This is a genomic window from Aquincola agrisoli (genome assembly GCF_036621135.1).
Taxonomy (GTDB): domain Bacteria; phylum Pseudomonadota; class Gammaproteobacteria; order Burkholderiales; family Burkholderiaceae_C; genus Aquincola; species Aquincola agrisoli.
The window spans coordinates 115489-131772 of record NZ_JAZIBG010000049.1 but is presented as its reverse complement, the minus strand read 5'-3'; the positions used below and the strand labels follow the sequence as shown (position 1 = coordinate 131772).

13 protein-coding genes are annotated in these 16284 nt (G+C 67.8%); all 13 read left to right on the top strand.

The window, feature by feature from the left end; translation table 11 throughout:
* Positions 1–2: 2 nt before the first annotated feature.
* The 13 genes from V4F39_RS23385 to V4F39_RS23325 are packed head-to-tail and all read left to right on the top strand — an operon-like array spanning position 3 to position 16273.
* Entirely contained in the window at positions 3–1064 is a 1062-nt protein-coding gene (locus V4F39_RS23385; RefSeq protein WP_332292475.1) for an XrtA/PEP-CTERM system-associated ATPase, read from the top strand.
* Positions 1061–2200, top strand: coding sequence for a non-hydrolyzing UDP-N-acetylglucosamine 2-epimerase (wecB, locus tag V4F39_RS23380; RefSeq protein WP_332292474.1), 1140 nt, complete (start codon positions 1061–1063; stop codon positions 2198–2200). The genes V4F39_RS23385 and wecB overlap by 4 nt, the downstream gene beginning before the upstream one ends.
* Before the next feature lie 27 nt (positions 2201–2227).
* The gene (locus tag V4F39_RS23375) at positions 2228–3091 is read left to right on the top strand and encodes an XrtA system polysaccharide deacetylase (RefSeq protein ID WP_332292472.1); all 864 of its coding nucleotides are present in this window, start codon (positions 2228–2230) and stop codon (positions 3089–3091) included.
* A gap of 4 nt (positions 3092–3095) precedes the next feature.
* Positions 3096–4133, top strand: a complete 1038-nt coding sequence (locus V4F39_RS23370; RefSeq protein ID WP_332292471.1) for a FemAB family XrtA/PEP-CTERM system-associated protein — start codon at positions 3096–3098, stop codon at positions 4131–4133.
* Between the two features lie 14 nt (positions 4134–4147).
* The gene (locus tag V4F39_RS23365; protein ID WP_332292470.1) at positions 4148–5371 is read left to right on the top strand and encodes a TIGR03087 family PEP-CTERM/XrtA system glycosyltransferase; all 1224 of its coding nucleotides are present in this window, start codon (positions 4148–4150) and stop codon (positions 5369–5371) included.
* Positions 5368–6951 carry an exosortase A gene (gene xrtA, locus V4F39_RS23360; RefSeq protein ID WP_332292469.1) on the top strand — a complete coding sequence of 528 codons (1584 nt, stop codon included), beginning with the start codon at positions 5368–5370 and terminating at the stop codon, positions 6949–6951. Before V4F39_RS23365 ends, xrtA begins: the two co-directional genes overlap by 4 nt.
* A 5-nt stretch (positions 6952–6956) precedes the next feature.
* A complete protein-coding gene (locus tag V4F39_RS23355; RefSeq protein ID WP_332292468.1) occupies positions 6957–8174 on the top strand; it encodes a TIGR03088 family PEP-CTERM/XrtA system glycosyltransferase in 1218 nt (405 codons plus the stop codon).
* A gap of 18 nt (positions 8175–8192) precedes the next feature.
* A complete protein-coding gene (locus V4F39_RS23350; RefSeq protein ID WP_332292466.1) occupies positions 8193–10133 on the top strand; it encodes an XrtA/PEP-CTERM system amidotransferase in 1941 nt (646 codons plus the stop codon).
* A complete protein-coding gene (locus V4F39_RS23345) occupies positions 10130–11347 on the top strand; it encodes a TIGR04063 family PEP-CTERM/XrtA system glycosyltransferase (protein ID WP_332292465.1) in 1218 nt (405 codons plus the stop codon). The genes V4F39_RS23350 and V4F39_RS23345 overlap by 4 nt, the downstream gene beginning before the upstream one ends.
* Complete coding sequence (locus tag V4F39_RS23340) at positions 11340–12545, top strand: glycosyltransferase (protein ID WP_332292464.1); 1206 nt, start codon at positions 11340–11342, stop codon at positions 12543–12545. The genes V4F39_RS23345 and V4F39_RS23340 overlap by 8 nt, the downstream gene beginning before the upstream one ends.
* A 20-nt stretch (positions 12546–12565) precedes the next feature.
* Entirely contained in the window at positions 12566–13945 is a 1380-nt protein-coding gene (locus tag V4F39_RS23335; protein ID WP_332292463.1) for a phenylacetate--CoA ligase family protein, read from the top strand.
* A complete protein-coding gene (locus V4F39_RS23330) occupies positions 13938–15311 on the top strand; it encodes a putative O-glycosylation ligase, exosortase A system-associated (protein WP_332292462.1) in 1374 nt (457 codons plus the stop codon). The genes V4F39_RS23335 and V4F39_RS23330 overlap by 8 nt, the downstream gene beginning before the upstream one ends.
* Positions 15308–16273, top strand: coding sequence for a polysaccharide deacetylase family protein (locus V4F39_RS23325; RefSeq protein WP_332292461.1), 966 nt, complete (start codon positions 15308–15310; stop codon positions 16271–16273). Before V4F39_RS23330 ends, V4F39_RS23325 begins: the two co-directional genes overlap by 4 nt.
* Positions 16274–16284 lie beyond the last annotated feature (11 nt).

The window sequence follows — 16284 nt, the reverse complement described above, 5'->3', positions numbered from 1 at the left end:
CCATGTACGAAGCCTTCTACGGACTGAGCAGCAAGCCGTTCCAGCTGAACCCAGATCCCAGTTTCTATTTCGACAGCAAGCAGCATCGTCGCGCAAAGGCCTACCTCGAGTACGGCGTGATGCGCAACGAGGGGTTCATCGTCATCACCGGCGAGATCGGCGCCGGCAAGACGACCATCCTGCGCGGCCTGCTCGACAGCCTCAACCGCAGCGACGTGGTGGTCGGCCAGCTGGTGACCACGCAGCTGGATGCGGAAGACACGCTTCGCATGGTCGGCGCGGCGTTTGGCTTTCAAGTCAAGGGCGTCACCAAGTCGGAGCTGCTCATCACCTTGGAGGCGTTCCTGATCGGCCAGGCGAGCCAGGGCAAACGCTGCCTGCTCGTGGTGGACGAGGCGCAGAACCTGTCTCCGCGCGCGGTCGAAGAACTGCGCATGCTGTCGAACTACCAACTGGGCACCCAGGCCTTGCTGCAGAGCTTCCTGGTGGGCCAGCCCGAGTTCCGCGAAATCCTCCAGCGGCCCGAGATGGAACAGTTCCGCCAGCGGGTGGCCGCCACTTGCCATATCGGCCCGCTCGACCTGGAAGACACGCAGCACTACATCGAGCACCGCCTGAAGTGCGCAGGCTCGACCGGCCATCCCGAATTCGAGCCCGAGTCCTTCCACGCCATCTTCAATGCGAGCCAAGGTGTGCCTCGCCGTATCAACGCAGTGTGTGATCGCCTGCTGTTGCTCGGGTACCTGAACGACAAGACGCGGCTCACGGTCGCGGATGTCGAAGAGGTGGTCAAGGAATTCGCCCGCGAAGGGGGCGCCGCGGCATCACAACCCAGCAGCGCTCCGGCAGGCGACATCGACGCCCCCCGGCTGACCCTGAGCGTCGAATCCGCCGAAGGCATGACGCGTGAGCTCGACGCGCTCGCGGCGCGCCAGAACGACGACCGCCTGCAGCGACTGGAACGCAGCCTGCTGCGGCTCGAACGCATCAACCTCGACACCCTGTCCCTGCTGCAGCGCCTCGTCGCTGCAGCCACCCCCCCCTCTCCGGAGAGCGACGCATGATCGGCCCCGTCATTTGTGTGGTCGGCGCGCGGCCCAACTTCATGAAGATGGCGCCCATCCTGCGCGCACTCGCCGCCCACCAGCCGCCCTTGCCCGCCGTGTTGGTGCACACGGGCCAGCACTACGACGCCGGCATGAACGACAAGCTGTTCGTGGACCTGCGCCTGCCCCAGCCCGACCTGAATCTCGAGGTGGGGTCGGGATCGCACGCCGTGCAGACGGCGGAGGTCATGAAGCGCTTCGAACCGGCGATCGACCAGTACAAGCCGAGCTGCGTGCTCGTCGTGGGCGACGTCAACTCGACGCTCGCCTGCACGCTGGTGGCGGTGAAGAAAGGCGTTCCTGTCGTTCACGTCGAGGCGGGCCTGCGCAGCTACGACCGCAAGATGCCGGAGGAAATCAACCGCGTGCTGACCGACCAGGTGGCCGACCGGCTCTACACGACCGAGCGCAGCGCCGGCGACAACCTGCAGCGCGAGGGCATTCCTGCCGGCAGGATCGACTTCGTCGGCAACGTGATGATCGATTCGCTGCTTTCGAACAGGCCTCAGGCCCGCCCCGGGGAGCAGACCTTGCAGGCGCACGGCATCGACCCGTCCTTGCTTCGACACGCCAGCGGCTACGGCGTGGTAACGCTCCATCGCCCCAGCAACGTCGACGAACCCGCTCGGCTGCGGGCCGTCCTGGAGGTGCTTCGCGAGGTGTCCGAACAGCTGCCGCTGGTGTTTGCGCTGCATCCACGCACACGTGCCAACATCGACCGCTTCGAGTTGGCCTCGCTGATCGATCCCGCCCGCATGGCCGTGTTGCCGCCGCAGGGTTACCTGGAGATGCTGGGCCTGATGGCCGGCGCCACGATGGTGCTGACGGACTCCGGCGGCTTGCAGGAGGAAACGACCGCACTGGGCGTTCCGTGCCTGACGTTGAGAGAGAACACCGAACGGCCCATCACGATCGAGCAGGGGACCAATACCTTGGTGGGCCATGACGTGGCCGCCATCCGAAGCGGGGTCGCCGAGATCCTGTCAGGCCGCGGCAAGCGTGGGCGTGTTCCCGAACTGTGGGACGGCCGCGCCGCAGAACGCATCGCGGCCGACCTTTTCCGGTGGCTGAACGCCGGCGCACCGGCCGAGTAACCCCGGCAAACCACACCCCAACGCGCCATGCACGCCGCCCCGCCCATCCGGAATGCCCTGACCATCGACGTGGAGGACTACTTCCAGGTCTCCGCGTTCGCCCCCTACATCCGCCGCGACGAATGGGACTCGCGGCCTTGCAGGGTGGAATGCAACGTCGAGCGCATCCTGGCGATGCTCGACCAGCACCAGCAGACCCGCGCCACGTTCTTCACGCTCGGCTGGGTCGCCGAACGCTATCCGGGGCTGGTGCATCGCATCGTCGCCCAGGGCCATGAACTGGCCAGCCACGGCTATGGCCACGAGCGTGCCAGCGACCTCACCCCCGAGGCCTTCAGCCAGGACATCGAGCGCGCGAAGAAAACGCTCGAAGACATTTCCGGCACCGCCGTGCAAGGCTATCGCGCACCGAGCTTCTCGATCGGCAAGCGCAACCTGTGGGCCTTCGACTGCCTGGCGCGCGCAGGCTACCGGTACAGCTCCAGCGTCTACCCGATCCGCCACGACCACTACGGCATGCCGGACTCCCCTCGCTTCGCCTATGAAACCCGCGAAGGCTTGATCGAGATACCGGTGACGACGCTGCGTGTGCTCAATCACAACCTCCCTTCCAGCGGGGGCGGCTATTTCCGGCTGCTGCCCTACGCCGTGTCCCGCTGGATGCTGCGCCAGGTCAACCAGCAGGATCGTGCGTCCGCGGTGTTCTATTTCCACCCGTGGGAGATCGACGAGGCGCAGCCCCGCGTGGCCGGCATCGATGCCAAGACGCGGTTCCGCCACTACGTGAACATCGGCAAGATGGCCCATCGGCTCGAGCGGCTGCTGGGTGATTTCCAGTGGGGACGCATGGACGACATCTTCCTGCGCCCCGCAGCGGCACGCGCGTCCTGACCCTATGTTGAAGATCAGGCGGCTCGGCCCGCACGACGTTCTGGCCGCGGGCCGCTGGGATGCCTTTGTGCGCTCCTGTCCCGGGGCCACCTTCTTCCACCTGGCCGGCTGGCAGCCGCTGCTGCGCGAGGTGTTCCGGCATCAGACCTTCTTCCTCTCTGCCGAGGATGCCTCCGGCATCCGAGGCGTGCTGCCGCTGGCGCATGTGCACAGCGCGCTCTTCGGGCAATCGCTCGTCAGCCTGCCGTTCGCGGTCTATGGCGGCGTGGCCGCGCTGGATGAAGAGGCTGCCGCGGCGCTTGAACAGGAGGCGCAGCAGTTGGCGAGGCGGCTGGGCGTGGAACACCTCGAGTTGCGCAATACGGTTCGCCGCCACGCGGACTGGCCCGTGCAGGATCTGTACGTGACGTTCCGCAAGGAGATCCTGCCCGATGACGAGGCCAACCTCCTGGCCATCCCCCGCAAGCAACGCGCGATGGTCCGCAAGGGCATCAAGAACGGGCTGCAGGCCGCCTTCGACGACGGCATCGACCGGTTCTTCCCGCTGTACGCCGACAACGTGCACCGCCACGGCACGCCGGCCATGCCGCGGCGCTACTTCCAGGGCTTGCTGGACACCTTCGGCGCCGACGCGAGCGTGCTCATCGTCACCGCGCCCGACGGCCGACCGATCAGCGGCGTGCTGAGCTTCCGCTTCCGCGACGAGATCCTGCCGTACTACGCGGGAGACGACGAGGACGCCCGGGAACTGGCAGGCAACGACTTCAAGTACTGGGCGCTGATGCAGCACGCCTGCGCCAGCGGACTGAAGGTCTTCGACTACGGCCGCAGCAAGCAAGGCACGGGCTCGTACGCCTTCAAGAAGAACTGGGGCTTCGAGCCGACACCGCTGCACTATGAGCATTGCCTGTACCGCCGCGAGACGGTGCCGCAGAACAACCCCAGCAATGCCAAGTACAAGCTGCTGATCAATGCATGGCGGCGCATGCCGATCTCGCTGGCCAACCGCCTCGGACCGCTGATCGTGCGGAACCTCGGCTAGCCGGTCGTGCTGCGATGGCCAACCTGCTCTACCTCGTGCACCGCCTGCCCTACCCGCCGAACAAGGGCGACAAGGTCCGGTCGTACCACGTGCTGAAGCATCTGCTGGCCGGGCACCGAGTCTTTCTCGGCACCTTCGTCGACGACCCGCAGGACCTGGCGCACCTCGACACCGTGCGCCGCTGGTGTGCGGGTTTCCATGCCACCCAGCTCTCACCGCGGCGCGCGCGTGTCGCCAGTTTGGCGGGCCTGGCGACGGGCGAAGCGCTCACCCTGCGCTACTACCGCGACGAAGCACTGGCCGCATGGGTGCGGCAGACGCTGGCGACGGAGCGCATCGACGCAGCCGTCGTCTTCTCGTCATCGATGGTGCAGTACGCCGAAGGCGTGCCGGGTTTGCCGATGCTGGTGGATTTTGTCGATGTCGATTCCGCCAAGTGGGGCGAATATGCCGGCCGCCACCTGTGGCCGCTGTCGTGGCTCTACCGCCGCGAGGGCCAGCGCCTGCTGGCTTACGAGCGCCGCGCCGCATCCCGTGCCGAGCGCTCGTTCTTCGTGACGAGCAAGGAGGCCGCGCTGTTCCGCCAGCTCGCGCCGGAATGCGGCAGTCGCGTCGACGCCCTGTGCAACGGCGTCGATGCCGACTACTTCGCGCCCGACGCCAACCTGTCCTCGCCTTTTTCCGCGGACGAATGGCCGCTGGTCTTCACGGGCGCGATGGACTACTGGCCCAACATCGACGCGGCCGTCTGGTTCACCCAGGAAGTCCTGCCCGCCTTGCGCCGCGAATGGCCGCGGCTGCGGTTCCACATCGTCGGGCGTGCGCCCACCCCGGCGGTGCGGGCGTTGGCTGGCGAAGCGGTGAACGTCACGGGCACGGTGCCGGACGTGCGGCCGTACCTGCAGCACGCGCGCGTCGTGGTGGCGCCCCTTCGCCTCGCCCGAGGGGTGCAGAACAAGGTGCTGGAGGCGATGGCCATGGGCAGGCCCGTGGTCGCTGCGCAGTCCTGCGTCGAGGCGATCGACGCGATGCCGGGACGTGACTTGATCGGTGCAGACGAAGCGGGCGACTACCAGCGCCACATCTCCGCCTTGCTGCGCGATCCGCAGCAGGCCGGGTCCCTGGGCGAAGCCGGCCGCGCCTGCGTGGTCCGCCACTACAGTTGGGCGGCACACCTGGGCAGCTTGGACGGCCATCTCGATGCGGCCATCGCCGCCCGCGCGGGAGTGGCCGCATGACCGGGCTCGTTTCGTCCGCCGCGATGGACCCCACCCATGCGGCGCAATGGCGGCGTTCAGGGCTGGCGCTGGCCTTGCTGCTGGCGTGCATCGGCGTGTTCTTCTTCGACACCTTTCGAAGCATGGAGCAGATCTGGTCTCGCTCCGAGACATTCGCGCATGCCTATGTCGTGCCACCGATCGGGCTCTGGCTGATCTGGCGGCAGCGCACGGCGCTCGCACGGCAGATGCCGGCGCCCACGGTCTGGCTGCTCGCACCGTTCCTGCTGCTGTGCGCCACATGGCTCGTCGGTCAGCTCGCGGCGGTGAACGCGGTGACGCAGCTCAGCGCCACCGGGCTGGTGGTGCTGTCGGTCCCCCTGGTGCTGGGCTGGCACACCGCGAAGGTCATCCTCTTCCCGCTCGCGTTTCTGTTCTTCGCCGTGCCGATCGGCGAGTTCATGATCCCGCCGCTGATGCATGCCACGGCCGACTTCACGGTGCTGGCGCTGCGGCTGAGCGGCATCCCGGTCTACCGGGAAGGCCTGCAGTTCGTGATCCCCAGCGGCAACTGGTCAGTGGTCGAGGCCTGCAGCGGCGTGCGCTACCTGATGGCCTCGTTCATGGTCGGCAGCCTGTTCGCCTACCTCAACTACCGGTCGTGGCAACGCCGCACCGTCTTCGCCCTGGTGTCGCTGGCAGTGCCCATCGTCGCCAATTGGGTACGTGCCTACATGATCGTGATGCTGGGGCATCTTTCCAGCAACCAGCTCGCCGTCGGGGCAGACCATCTTCTCTATGGCTGGGTGTTCTTCGGCGTCGTGGTGACAGCCGTTTTCATGCTCGGCGCCCGATGGTCCGAGGCGCCTGCCGGACCGCAGCACGCCCTCCCGCCGTCCGACGTGGCGGCGCGGCCGGGCTGGCATCTCTGGTGCGCCACCGCGTTGGCCATCGCCGCCGCCGCCACACCGCAGCAAGCCCTGAACCGCATCGACGACCCGGCGACGACAGCCGGTCCGCCGCAACTGTCGCTGCCTGCCGAGCTGCAAGGCGGCTGGCGTGTCGATGCCTCCGGCGACTCAGCGTGGAAACCCGCCTTCAGGAACCCCGATGCCGAAGCGTCGAGGCGCTACGTCCATGCAGGCGTCCCGCCCGTGGGCGCCTACCTCGCCTACTACCGCCAGCAGTCGGAAGGCCGCAAGCTGGCGTCCGCGGAGAACCAGGTGGTCTCGCTGCAGGACAGGAATTGGAATCCCGTCGACACCGCCACGCACACCGTTGCGCTCGAAGACGGCCGCGAACTGAAGGTGCTGCAGACCACGCTGCTGCGCACCGACTCGAGCCACCTCGTCGACCGGCGGAGCATGCTCGTCTGGCAGTTCTACTGGCTCGGCGGCCCTGTCACCTCCAGCGACCATGTCGCCAAGGCCATCGGCGCATGGCAGCGCCTGCGCGGCGAGGGCGACGACGGCGCCGCGGTGATGCTCTATGCAGAAGACACCACCGGCCAAGCCACCGCGGCGGCGGCACTGCACGACTTCCTTCGTGCGAACTGGGGCCTGATCGAACAAGGCCTCACGCGCACGCGGGCCACCCGCTGAAGGCGATGGACAAGTTCCAAGCCTCGCCTCCCCTGCAGCCCGGCCCGGTCCCGGCCGCCGCCGTGGCAGCAGACCCCCGGCCCCTGATCGCCCACGTCGTCTACCGCTTCGACACCGGCGGCCTGGAGAACGGGCTCGTCAACCTGATCAACCACATGCCGGCCGACACCTACCGGCACGCGATCATCGCGTTGACGGAGGTCACGGCGTTCAGCCGGCGCATCCGCCGCAGCGACGTGGAGTTCATCTCGCTGCACAAGCCGCCGGGGCATGCCGTGCGCCTCTACCCACGCCTGGCGCGCCTGTTCAGGCAACTCCGCCCTGCCGTCGTGCACACGCGCAACCTCGCCGCGCTGGAGTGCGTGCTGCCGGCCTGGTGGGCCGGCGTGCCCGTGCGGATGCACGGTGAACACGGGCGGGATGTCGAAGACCTCGATGGGACCAAGCGCAAGTACCAGCTGATGCGCCGCGCCTACAAGCCATGGGTCACGCACTACATCGCGCTGTCGCGCGACCTGGCCGGCTACCTGACCGAACGGATCCATGTCGCACCGGCGCGCATGAGCCAGGTCTACAACGGCGTCGACGCGGACAGCTTTCGGCCGGCAACCGGGGCTGCGCAGCCCGGCATCGAAGGCTGCCCGTTCCCGCCCGGACGCCACTGGCTGGTCGGCACCGTCGGCCGCATGCAGCAGGTGAAGGACCAGCTGACCCTCGCGCACGCGTTCGTGCGGGTGCTGCAGCAAGAACCCGCCCTGAGAGACAGGCTGCGCCTGGTCATGGTCGGGGCTGGCCCCCTGCGGGAGCCCGTGCAGCGCGTGCTGTCGGAGGCGGGCGTTGCCGACCTGAGCTGGCTGCCCGGCGAGCGGACGGACGTGGCCCACGTGATGCGCGGCCTGAACTGCTTCGTGCTGCCTTCCCGGGCGGAAGGCATCTCCAACACGATCCTCGAAGCGATGGCCACCGGCCTGCCCGTGGTGGCGACCGACGTGGGCGGCAACGCCGAGTTGGTCGTCGACGGCACGACTGGCCTGGTCGTGCCCGCCGCCGATCCGCAGGCCATGGCGCGTGCGATAGCCGCCTTGGCGTGCGAACCCACCGCCGCAGAGGCGATGGGCCGCGCGGGCCGTGCGAGGATCGTCGGACAATTCAGCCTGCAAGCCATGGTGGCGCGTTACCAGGGCATCTACGATCAGGCACTGCGCGCCGCGCGCACCGCCTAAGCCAGAGAGTACACAAGCATGTGTGGAATCACCGGCCTATTCGACAGCCGCGGGCAGCGCCCGATCGACCGGGCAGCGCTTCAGCGCATGAACGACTCGCAGTTTCACCGCGGGCCCGACGAAGGCAGCCTGCACACAGAGCCCGGCCTGGGCCTGGGGCACCGGCGGCTGTCGATCATCGACATCGCCACCGGCCAGCAGCCGCTGTTCAACGCGGACCGGACGGTCGCCATCGTCTTCAACGGCGAGATCTACAACTACCAGGCGCTGATGAGCGAGTTGCAGGCGCTGGGCTACGTGTTCCACACCAAGAGCGACACGGAAGTGATCGTCCATGCCTGGGAGGCGTGGGGCGAGCGCTGCGTCGACCGGCTGCGCGGCATGTTCGCGTTCGGACTGTGGGACAGCAAGCGCCAGACCTTCTTCCTGGCACGTGATCGCCTGGGCGTCAAACCCATGTTCTACGCGGCGTTGGCCGACGGATGGCTTCTTTTCGGCTCGGAGCTCAAGTCGTTGCTGGCGCACGGTGAACTGGATCGCGACATCGATCCCTTCGCCGTCGAGGAGTACTTCGCGCTGGGCTACGTGGCCGAGCCCCGCACGATCTTCAAGCAGGCCAGGAAGCTGCCGCCGGCCCACACCCTGCTGTGGCGCCGCGGCGAACCGATGCCACAGCCTCGCCCCTACTGGGACGTGCGCTTCACGCTGGACAACGGCATCACCGCGGAAGATGCCTGCGCCGAACTGCGCGACCGCCTGCAGGAAGCCGTCCGCCTGAGGTTGATCGCCGAAGTACCGCTGGGCGCCTTCCTGTCGGGCGGCGTCGACTCGAGCGCGGTGGTCGCCACGATGGCGGAGGTCTCCGGTGAGCCGGTCAACACCTGCTCGATCGCGTTCGACGACCCCCAGTTCAACGAGTCGGCCTTCGCGCAGCTCGTGGCGGACCGCTACCAGACGCGCCATCACGTCGAGACGGTGAAAAGCGACGACTTCGACCTGATCGACACGCTGGCGCGCCTCTACGACGAGCCCTATGCCGACAGCTCCGCCATCCCCACCTACCGCGTGTGCCAGCTCGCGCGGCAGCGGGTGACCGTCGCGCTGTCCGGCGACGGCGGCGACGAGACCTTCGGCGGCTATCGCCGCTACCGCCTTCACCTGATGGAGGAACGCATGCGCTCGGCGCTGCCCGAGGGCGTGCGCAAGCCACTGTTCGGCCTGCTGGGCAAGGTCTACCCGAAGGCGGACTGGGCGCCGCGTGTCCTGCGGGCCAAGACGACGTTCGAAGGCATGGCACGCACCTCGGTCGAGGCCTACTTCCATTCGGTGTCCATCCTGCGCGGCCCGATGCGCGACGCGCTCTTCAGCCCGCGCTTCAAGGCGGCGCTGTCCGGCTACGACGCCCGCCAGGTGTTCGACGCACACGCGGCACGCGCCGGCACCGACGACCCGCTGGCGCTGATCCAGTACCTCGACATGAAGACCTACCTGGTCGGCGACATCAACACCAAAGTCGACCGCGCGAGCATGGCGCATTCGCTGGAGGTGCGCGAGCCGCTGATGGACCATGAGCTGATCGAATGGCTCGCGACCCTGCCCTCCGACCTGAAGATCCGCGGGCAGGAAGGCAAATTCCTGCTGAAGAAGGCGATGGAGCCCAAGCTGCCCCACGACGTGCTGTACCGCCCGAAGATGGGCTTCTCGGTGCCGCTGGCACGCTGGTTCCGGGGGCCGCTGAAGCAGCGTGTGCGGGACGCGGTGCTGGGCCCGCGCCTGGCCGAGACCGGCTGGTTCGACCGCAAGTACCTCCAGCACCTGGTGGATGCGCACCAATCGGGCGTGCGCGACTACAGCGCCCCCCTCTGGACGCTGATGATGTTCGAGGCGTTCCTGCGCACGGTGGTGGATGCGCCGGCCGTGCGCCGGCCCGCATCGCAGCAGGAGGCGGTGACGGCATGACGCTCCGTGTCCTCCATGTACTGGACCATTCGATCCCGCTGCACAGCGGCTACACCTTCCGCACCGCGGCGCTGTTGCGCGAGCAGCGCCGCCTGGGCTGGGAGACCTTCCACCTGACCAGCCCGAAACACACGGCGCCTTCGCAGCCCGACGAGACCGTGGACGGCCTGCACTTCTTCCGCACGCCCGCGCCAGCAGGCCCTCGGCTGCCCGGACTGGCCGAGATCTCCCTGATGAAGGCGGTGCAAGTGCGGCTGCGTGAAGTCGCGCTGAAGGTCCGCCCGCACATCATCCATGCCCATTCGCCGGTGCTCAACGCGATCCCGGCGCTGCGCGTGGGCCGCGAGCTCGGCATTCCCGTGGTCTACGAGGTGCGCGCCTTCTGGGAGGACGCGGCCGTCGACCATGGCACGACACACGAAGGCAGCCTGCGCTACCGCTTCACGCGCTGGCTCGAAACCTATGCGCTGCGCCATGCTCGGCATGTGTTCACGATCTGCGAAGGCTTGCGGCAGGACATCGTCGCACGGGGCATCCCGGCGGCCAAGGTGACCGTCATCCCCAACGCCGTCGACATCGAGAGCTTCACACCGGGCGGCGCGGCCGACGAGACGCTTCGTGCGCAACTTGGCCTATCGGGCGGCGAAGTGGTGGGTTTCATCGGTTCGTTCTACGCCTATGAAGGCCTCGACCTGCTCCTCGCGGCGCTGCCAGAACTGCTTCGCGAACGGCCGAACGCCCGGCTGCTGCTGGTGGGCGGCGGCCCCCAGGAGGCGGCGCTCAAGTCTCAGGCCGCGGCGCTCGGCGTGGCCGACAAGGTCGTGTTCACGGGGCGCGTGCCGCACGCCGAGGTGCAGCGCTACTACGACCTGATCGACGTGCTGGCGTATCCGCGCCACTCGATGCGCCTGACGGAGCTGGTCACACCGCTGAAGCCGCTGGAGGCCATGGCGCAAGGTCGTGTGCTGGTGGCCAGCGACGTCGGCGGGCATCAGGAGCTGATCCGTCATGGCGAGACCGGCGCGCTGTTCACCGCGGGCAGCGCGCCTGCATTGAGCCGCGCGCTGGCCGACCTCCTGGCGCGGCGCAGCGACTGGCCCGCGCTGCGGCAGGCGGGCCGCCGCTTCGTCGAGCAGGAGCGCAACTGGGCTGCCAGCGTGGCGCGTTACCAGGCGCCCTACCGGCACGCGGTGCCGCAGACCGCCGATGCGTGAACCGGGGCCGCACGTGGTGGTGTTCAGCAGCCTGTTCCCGAGCCGGATGCAGCCGGGTGCGGGGCTGTTCATCCGCGAGCGCATGTTCCGCGTCGGCCGGCAGCTGCCGCTGTGCGTGGTCGCGCCCACGCCGTGGTTTCCGCTGCAAGGCCTGCTGGCGCGATTCAAGCCGGGCTTCCGGCCGGGCGCGCCGCGCTTCGAGCAGCAATCTGCGCACGAGGTGTGGTTCCCGCGGTTCTTCTCGCTCCCTGGCCTGCTCAAGCGCCTCGACGGCCTGTCGATGGCGTTGGCCGCCTGGCCGCGGCTGCGCGCGTTGAAGCGTGCGGGGCGCCTCGACCTGATCGACGCGCATTTCGGCTATCCCGACGGCTACGCCGCGACGCTGCTGGGCCGCTGGCTCGGCGTGCCTGTCTGCATCACGCTGCGGGGCACCGAGACGCGCCATGCCAAGGATCTGGCGCTCGCGCCCCTGCTCCGGCAGGCGCTGCTGCGTGCGGACCGCGTGTTCGCCGTGTCGGCCTCGCTCGCGGCCGTGGCCCACGGACTCGGCGTACCGGCCGAGCGTGTGCAGGTGGTCGGCAACGGCGTCGACCTCGACAAGTTCACGCCGCAGCCGCAGCCGTCAGCACGCCAGCGCCTCGGCCTGCCGGAAGGCGTGCCGGTCCTGGTCACGGTGGGCGGCCTGGTCGAGCGCAAGGGTTTCCATCGCGTGATGGCCTGCCTGCCCGCACTGCGCCGGCGCTTTCCGGGGCTGGTGTACCTGGTGGTCGGCGGGCCCAGCCTCGAAGGCGACTGGACGGCTCGGCTGCACAAGCTGTCCGACGAGCTGGGGCTCGGCGAGACCGTGCGCTTCCTCGGCCCGCTGCCTCCGCAGGCCCTGAGTGCCGTGCTGTCGGCCGCCGACGTCTTCGTGCTGGCCACCCGCAACGAAGGCTGGGCCAACGTGCTGCTCGAGGCCATGGCCTGCGGCCTGCCGGTCGTCACCACCGATGTCGGAGGCAACAAGGAGGTCGTGTCCGATCCCGCATTAGGCATCGTGGTGCCGTTCGATGACGAACAGCAGTTGCACGACGCGCTGGCCGATGCCCTGGCCCGGCCCTGGAACCGGCAGGCCATCCGCGCGCACGCAGCGGCCAACACCTGGGACCAGCGCGTCCAGACACTTCTTGGCGCCTTCAAGCGCCTCGCCGCACGCTAAGCCGGCCCGAACGAAACACCATGTCCAGCTTGTACACACGACTCGTCTCGGGCCTCGTATTCCCGGTCCAGGAGAAGCTGAAGTCGCACACGACGGTGCGGGTACGCCGTGAAATGGAGCAGACGCAGTGGTGGCCTGCCGATCGGCTGGCCGACCTGCAGCTGCAGCGCCTGCGCGCCTTGCTGCAGGAGGCCGGGCAGCACGTGCCCTACTACCGCGACATCTTCGCCCGGCTCGGGTTCGATCCGCGGCGCGTGCAGAGCGTGTCCGACCTGCAGGCGCTACCCTTCCTCGACAAGGCCGCGATACGCGCCCATACCGAAGCCCTGCGCCACGACCACGCCATCGGGCTGGCCCGCTTCAACACGGGTGGATCGTCGGGCGAGCCACTGATCTTCTACATCGGTGCACGCCGGGTCAGCCACGACGTGGCCGCCAAATGGCGGGCGACCCGCTGGTGGGGCGTGGACATCGGCGACCCGGAGATCGTCGTCTGGGGCTCGCCCATCGAGCTCGGGGCGCAGGATCGGGTGCGCCGATGGCGCGATGCGTTGATGCGCACCGAACTGCTGCCCGCATTCGAGATGAGCGAGGCCAAGCTCGACGGCTTCGTCGCGCGCATCCGCGCCCGGCGGCCGCGCATGCTCTTCGGCTATCCGTCGGCGTTGTCGCACATCGCGCGGCATGCCGAAAAGCGCGGCCAACGCATGGACGACCTCGGCATCCGCGTGGCGTTCGTGACCAGCGAGCGGCTGTACGACGAGCAGCGGGACGCCATCTCGCGCGTGTTCGGTTGCCCGGTGGCCAACGGCTACGGCAGCCGGGACGCCGGCTTCATCGCGCACCAGTGTCCGGCCGGCAGCATGCACCTGACCGCGGAGGACGTGGTGGTCGAACTGATCGACCGCGATGGCCAGCCGGCGGCCCCCGGAGAACCCGGCGAGATCGTCGTCACGCATCTGGCGACACACGATTTTCCGTTCATCCGTTACCGGACGGGCGACATCGCGGTGATGGGAGAGGCCCCCTGCACTTGTGGGCGGGGACTGCCCACGCTGCGAGAGATCCAAGGCCGCGCCACGGATTTTGTGGTGGCGACCGACGGCACGGTGATCCATGGCCTGGCGCTGATCTACGTGCTGCGGGACCTGCCGGGCGTGCAGGCTTTCCGCGTCGAGCAACATGACCTGTACCGCACGTCGGTGCAGATCGTTGCAGGTCCTGCGTTCGATGCGGCATCGGAAGCCGCGGTGGTGAAGGGGTTCCGCCAGCGCCTGGGGATGCAGGTGGCCGTGGACGTCGTCCGTGTGGAGGCGATCGCGCCCGAACGATCTGGCAAGTTCCGCTACATCGTGAGCCACGTGGCCCCAGGCTCGATGCGTGAGGCGGCCCATGCGTGACATCCTGGTGATGGGCATCATCGTCGCGCTGGTGCTGCTGACGCTGCGACGTCCGTGGATCGGCGTGCTGGCCTGGTGCTGGATCAGCCTGATGAATCCGCACCGCTATACCTACGGGTTCGCTTATACGGCGCCGGTGGCGGCGATGGCCGCCGGAACCACGTTGCTCGCGCTGGTGTTCTATCGACAGAAGAAGTCACCCTTCCAAGGCGCGCCCACAGTCTGGTTGCTGCTTTTCTTCATGTGGGTCACTGTCTCTTGGTTGATGGGCCTGGACTACAAGACCGACTACCTCCAATGGGACAAGGTCATGAAGGTGTACCTCATGGTCTTCGTCGCACTGGCGATGATTCACTCTCGCCTGCAGATCGTTGCGCTCGCCTGGGTTTGCGCCTTGTCTTTGGCGTTGCTGGGTGCCAAGGGCGGGTTGTTCACTCTGGCTCACGGTGGTAGCTACCACGTATGGGGCCCTCCGGACTCCTTCATCGCGGACAACAACGAATTTGCATTGGCGTTGGTGATGACCATACCGCTATTGCGCTTCTGCCAGCTGCAGATGCCATCGGCGCGCGCGAGGCTCGCGATGACAGCCATCATGCTGCTGTGCGCCATCTCGGTTTTGGGCTCGCAATCGCGTGGTGGTCTGCTTGCTATCAGCGCAATGACGTTGTTGTTGTGGTGGCGGGGGCACAAGCGCATGCTCGGCGGCGTGTTCATTGCCTTGGCAGCGATGGCCTTGCTCGCGTTCATGCCCGACACGTGGACTGAGCGAATGAACACGATCGGCGAGTACCAGGAGGACGAGTCGGCGCAGGGCCGCTTCAGCGCCTGGTGGGTGTCCTGGGGTGTCGCGAAACACTACCTGTTCGGTATCGGCTTCAACCTCGCACGGCCGGAACTCTTCCAGCTGTATTCACCCACGCCCCAACTGGGCACCCCTGTCGCACACAGCATCTATTTCCAGGTGATGGGCCACCATGGCTTCATCGGCTTCTTCCTGTTCGTGATGATCTGGATCAGCACCTGGCGCATGGCCTCGAAGCTGCGCAAGGAGGCCGCCAGCATCGCGCAGGCACGCTGGTGCTTCGACCTGGCCGGCATGGCCCAGGCGTCGCTGCTCGGCTACCTCGTGGGGGGATCGTTCCTGAGCCTGTCGTACTTCGACCTGCCCTACTACATCATGGCCATGGTGGTGCTCGCGCGCGCCTGGGTGCGCAACCGCGGCTGGGAGACCGAAACACACACGGGCCGCCCGTGGCAGTACCGTCTGGGGCTGGTCGAACCGCTGCATGGCACACCGCCTGCCGCCCCTGCAGGCCGCAAGCCGGCACGGACATCCTCCGCAACGCTGCAGCCGCACCGATGATCAAGCCCCTGCTGAACCTCACGACACCCCGCGGTCCGCGGGCACGGCTGTCCACGCTCATCTTCCATCGTGTGCTCGACGCGCCCGATCCGCTCTTCCCGGAAGAGATCGACGCCGCCCGCTTCGACAGCCTCTGCGGCTGGCTGGCCGCGTGGTTCAACGTGCTGCCGCTCGGTACGGCAGTCCGCCATCTGCAGGAACGCACGCTGCCCGAGCGGGCACTGGCGATCACCTTCGACGATGGCTACGAAGACAACCTGCGCGTGGCCGTCCCCATACTGCAACGCCATGGCCTGACGGCCGCTTTCTTCGTCGCCAGCGACTACCTGGATGGCGGCTGCATGTGGAACGATGGGGTGGTCGAAGCCGTGCGGCGAACGTCGCACGCCTCGCTGGACCTGTCCAAGGTGGACGACGGCAGCCTGGGATGCATTGAACTCGGCGGCGTGCAGCAACGCCGTGCCGCGATCGACCACCTGCTGGGCCGGCTCAAGTACCTGGAACCCGCACGCCGCGAGCAGGCGGTGGACGGTGTGCTGAAAGCCGCCGGCGTGCAGCGCCCCCGCACGCTGATGATGCGTTCGCAAGAAGTCCGCGAGCTCGTGCGCCAGGGAATGGCCGTGGGCGGCCATACCGCTTCGCACCCCATCCTGGCAGTCCTCGACGATGACGCTGCAATGGCAGAGATCGCACGCGGCAAAACGGCCCTGGAAGAGATTCTGGATTCGCCGATCGACCTGTTCGCCTATCCCAACGGCAAGCCGCGCACCGACTACACAGGCCGCAGCGTGGCGCTCGCCCGCCGAGCCGGCTTCCGTGCCGCCGTGACCACGGCGTGGGGTGCTGCGCAACAGGGTTCCGACATGTTCCAGATTCCCCGATTCACGCCTTGGGACCAGCACCGCGCGCGATTCGGCCTGCGGTTGGTTGCCAATCTGCGCCGCAAGCCCGAACGCATTTAAGGCGTCTGCTC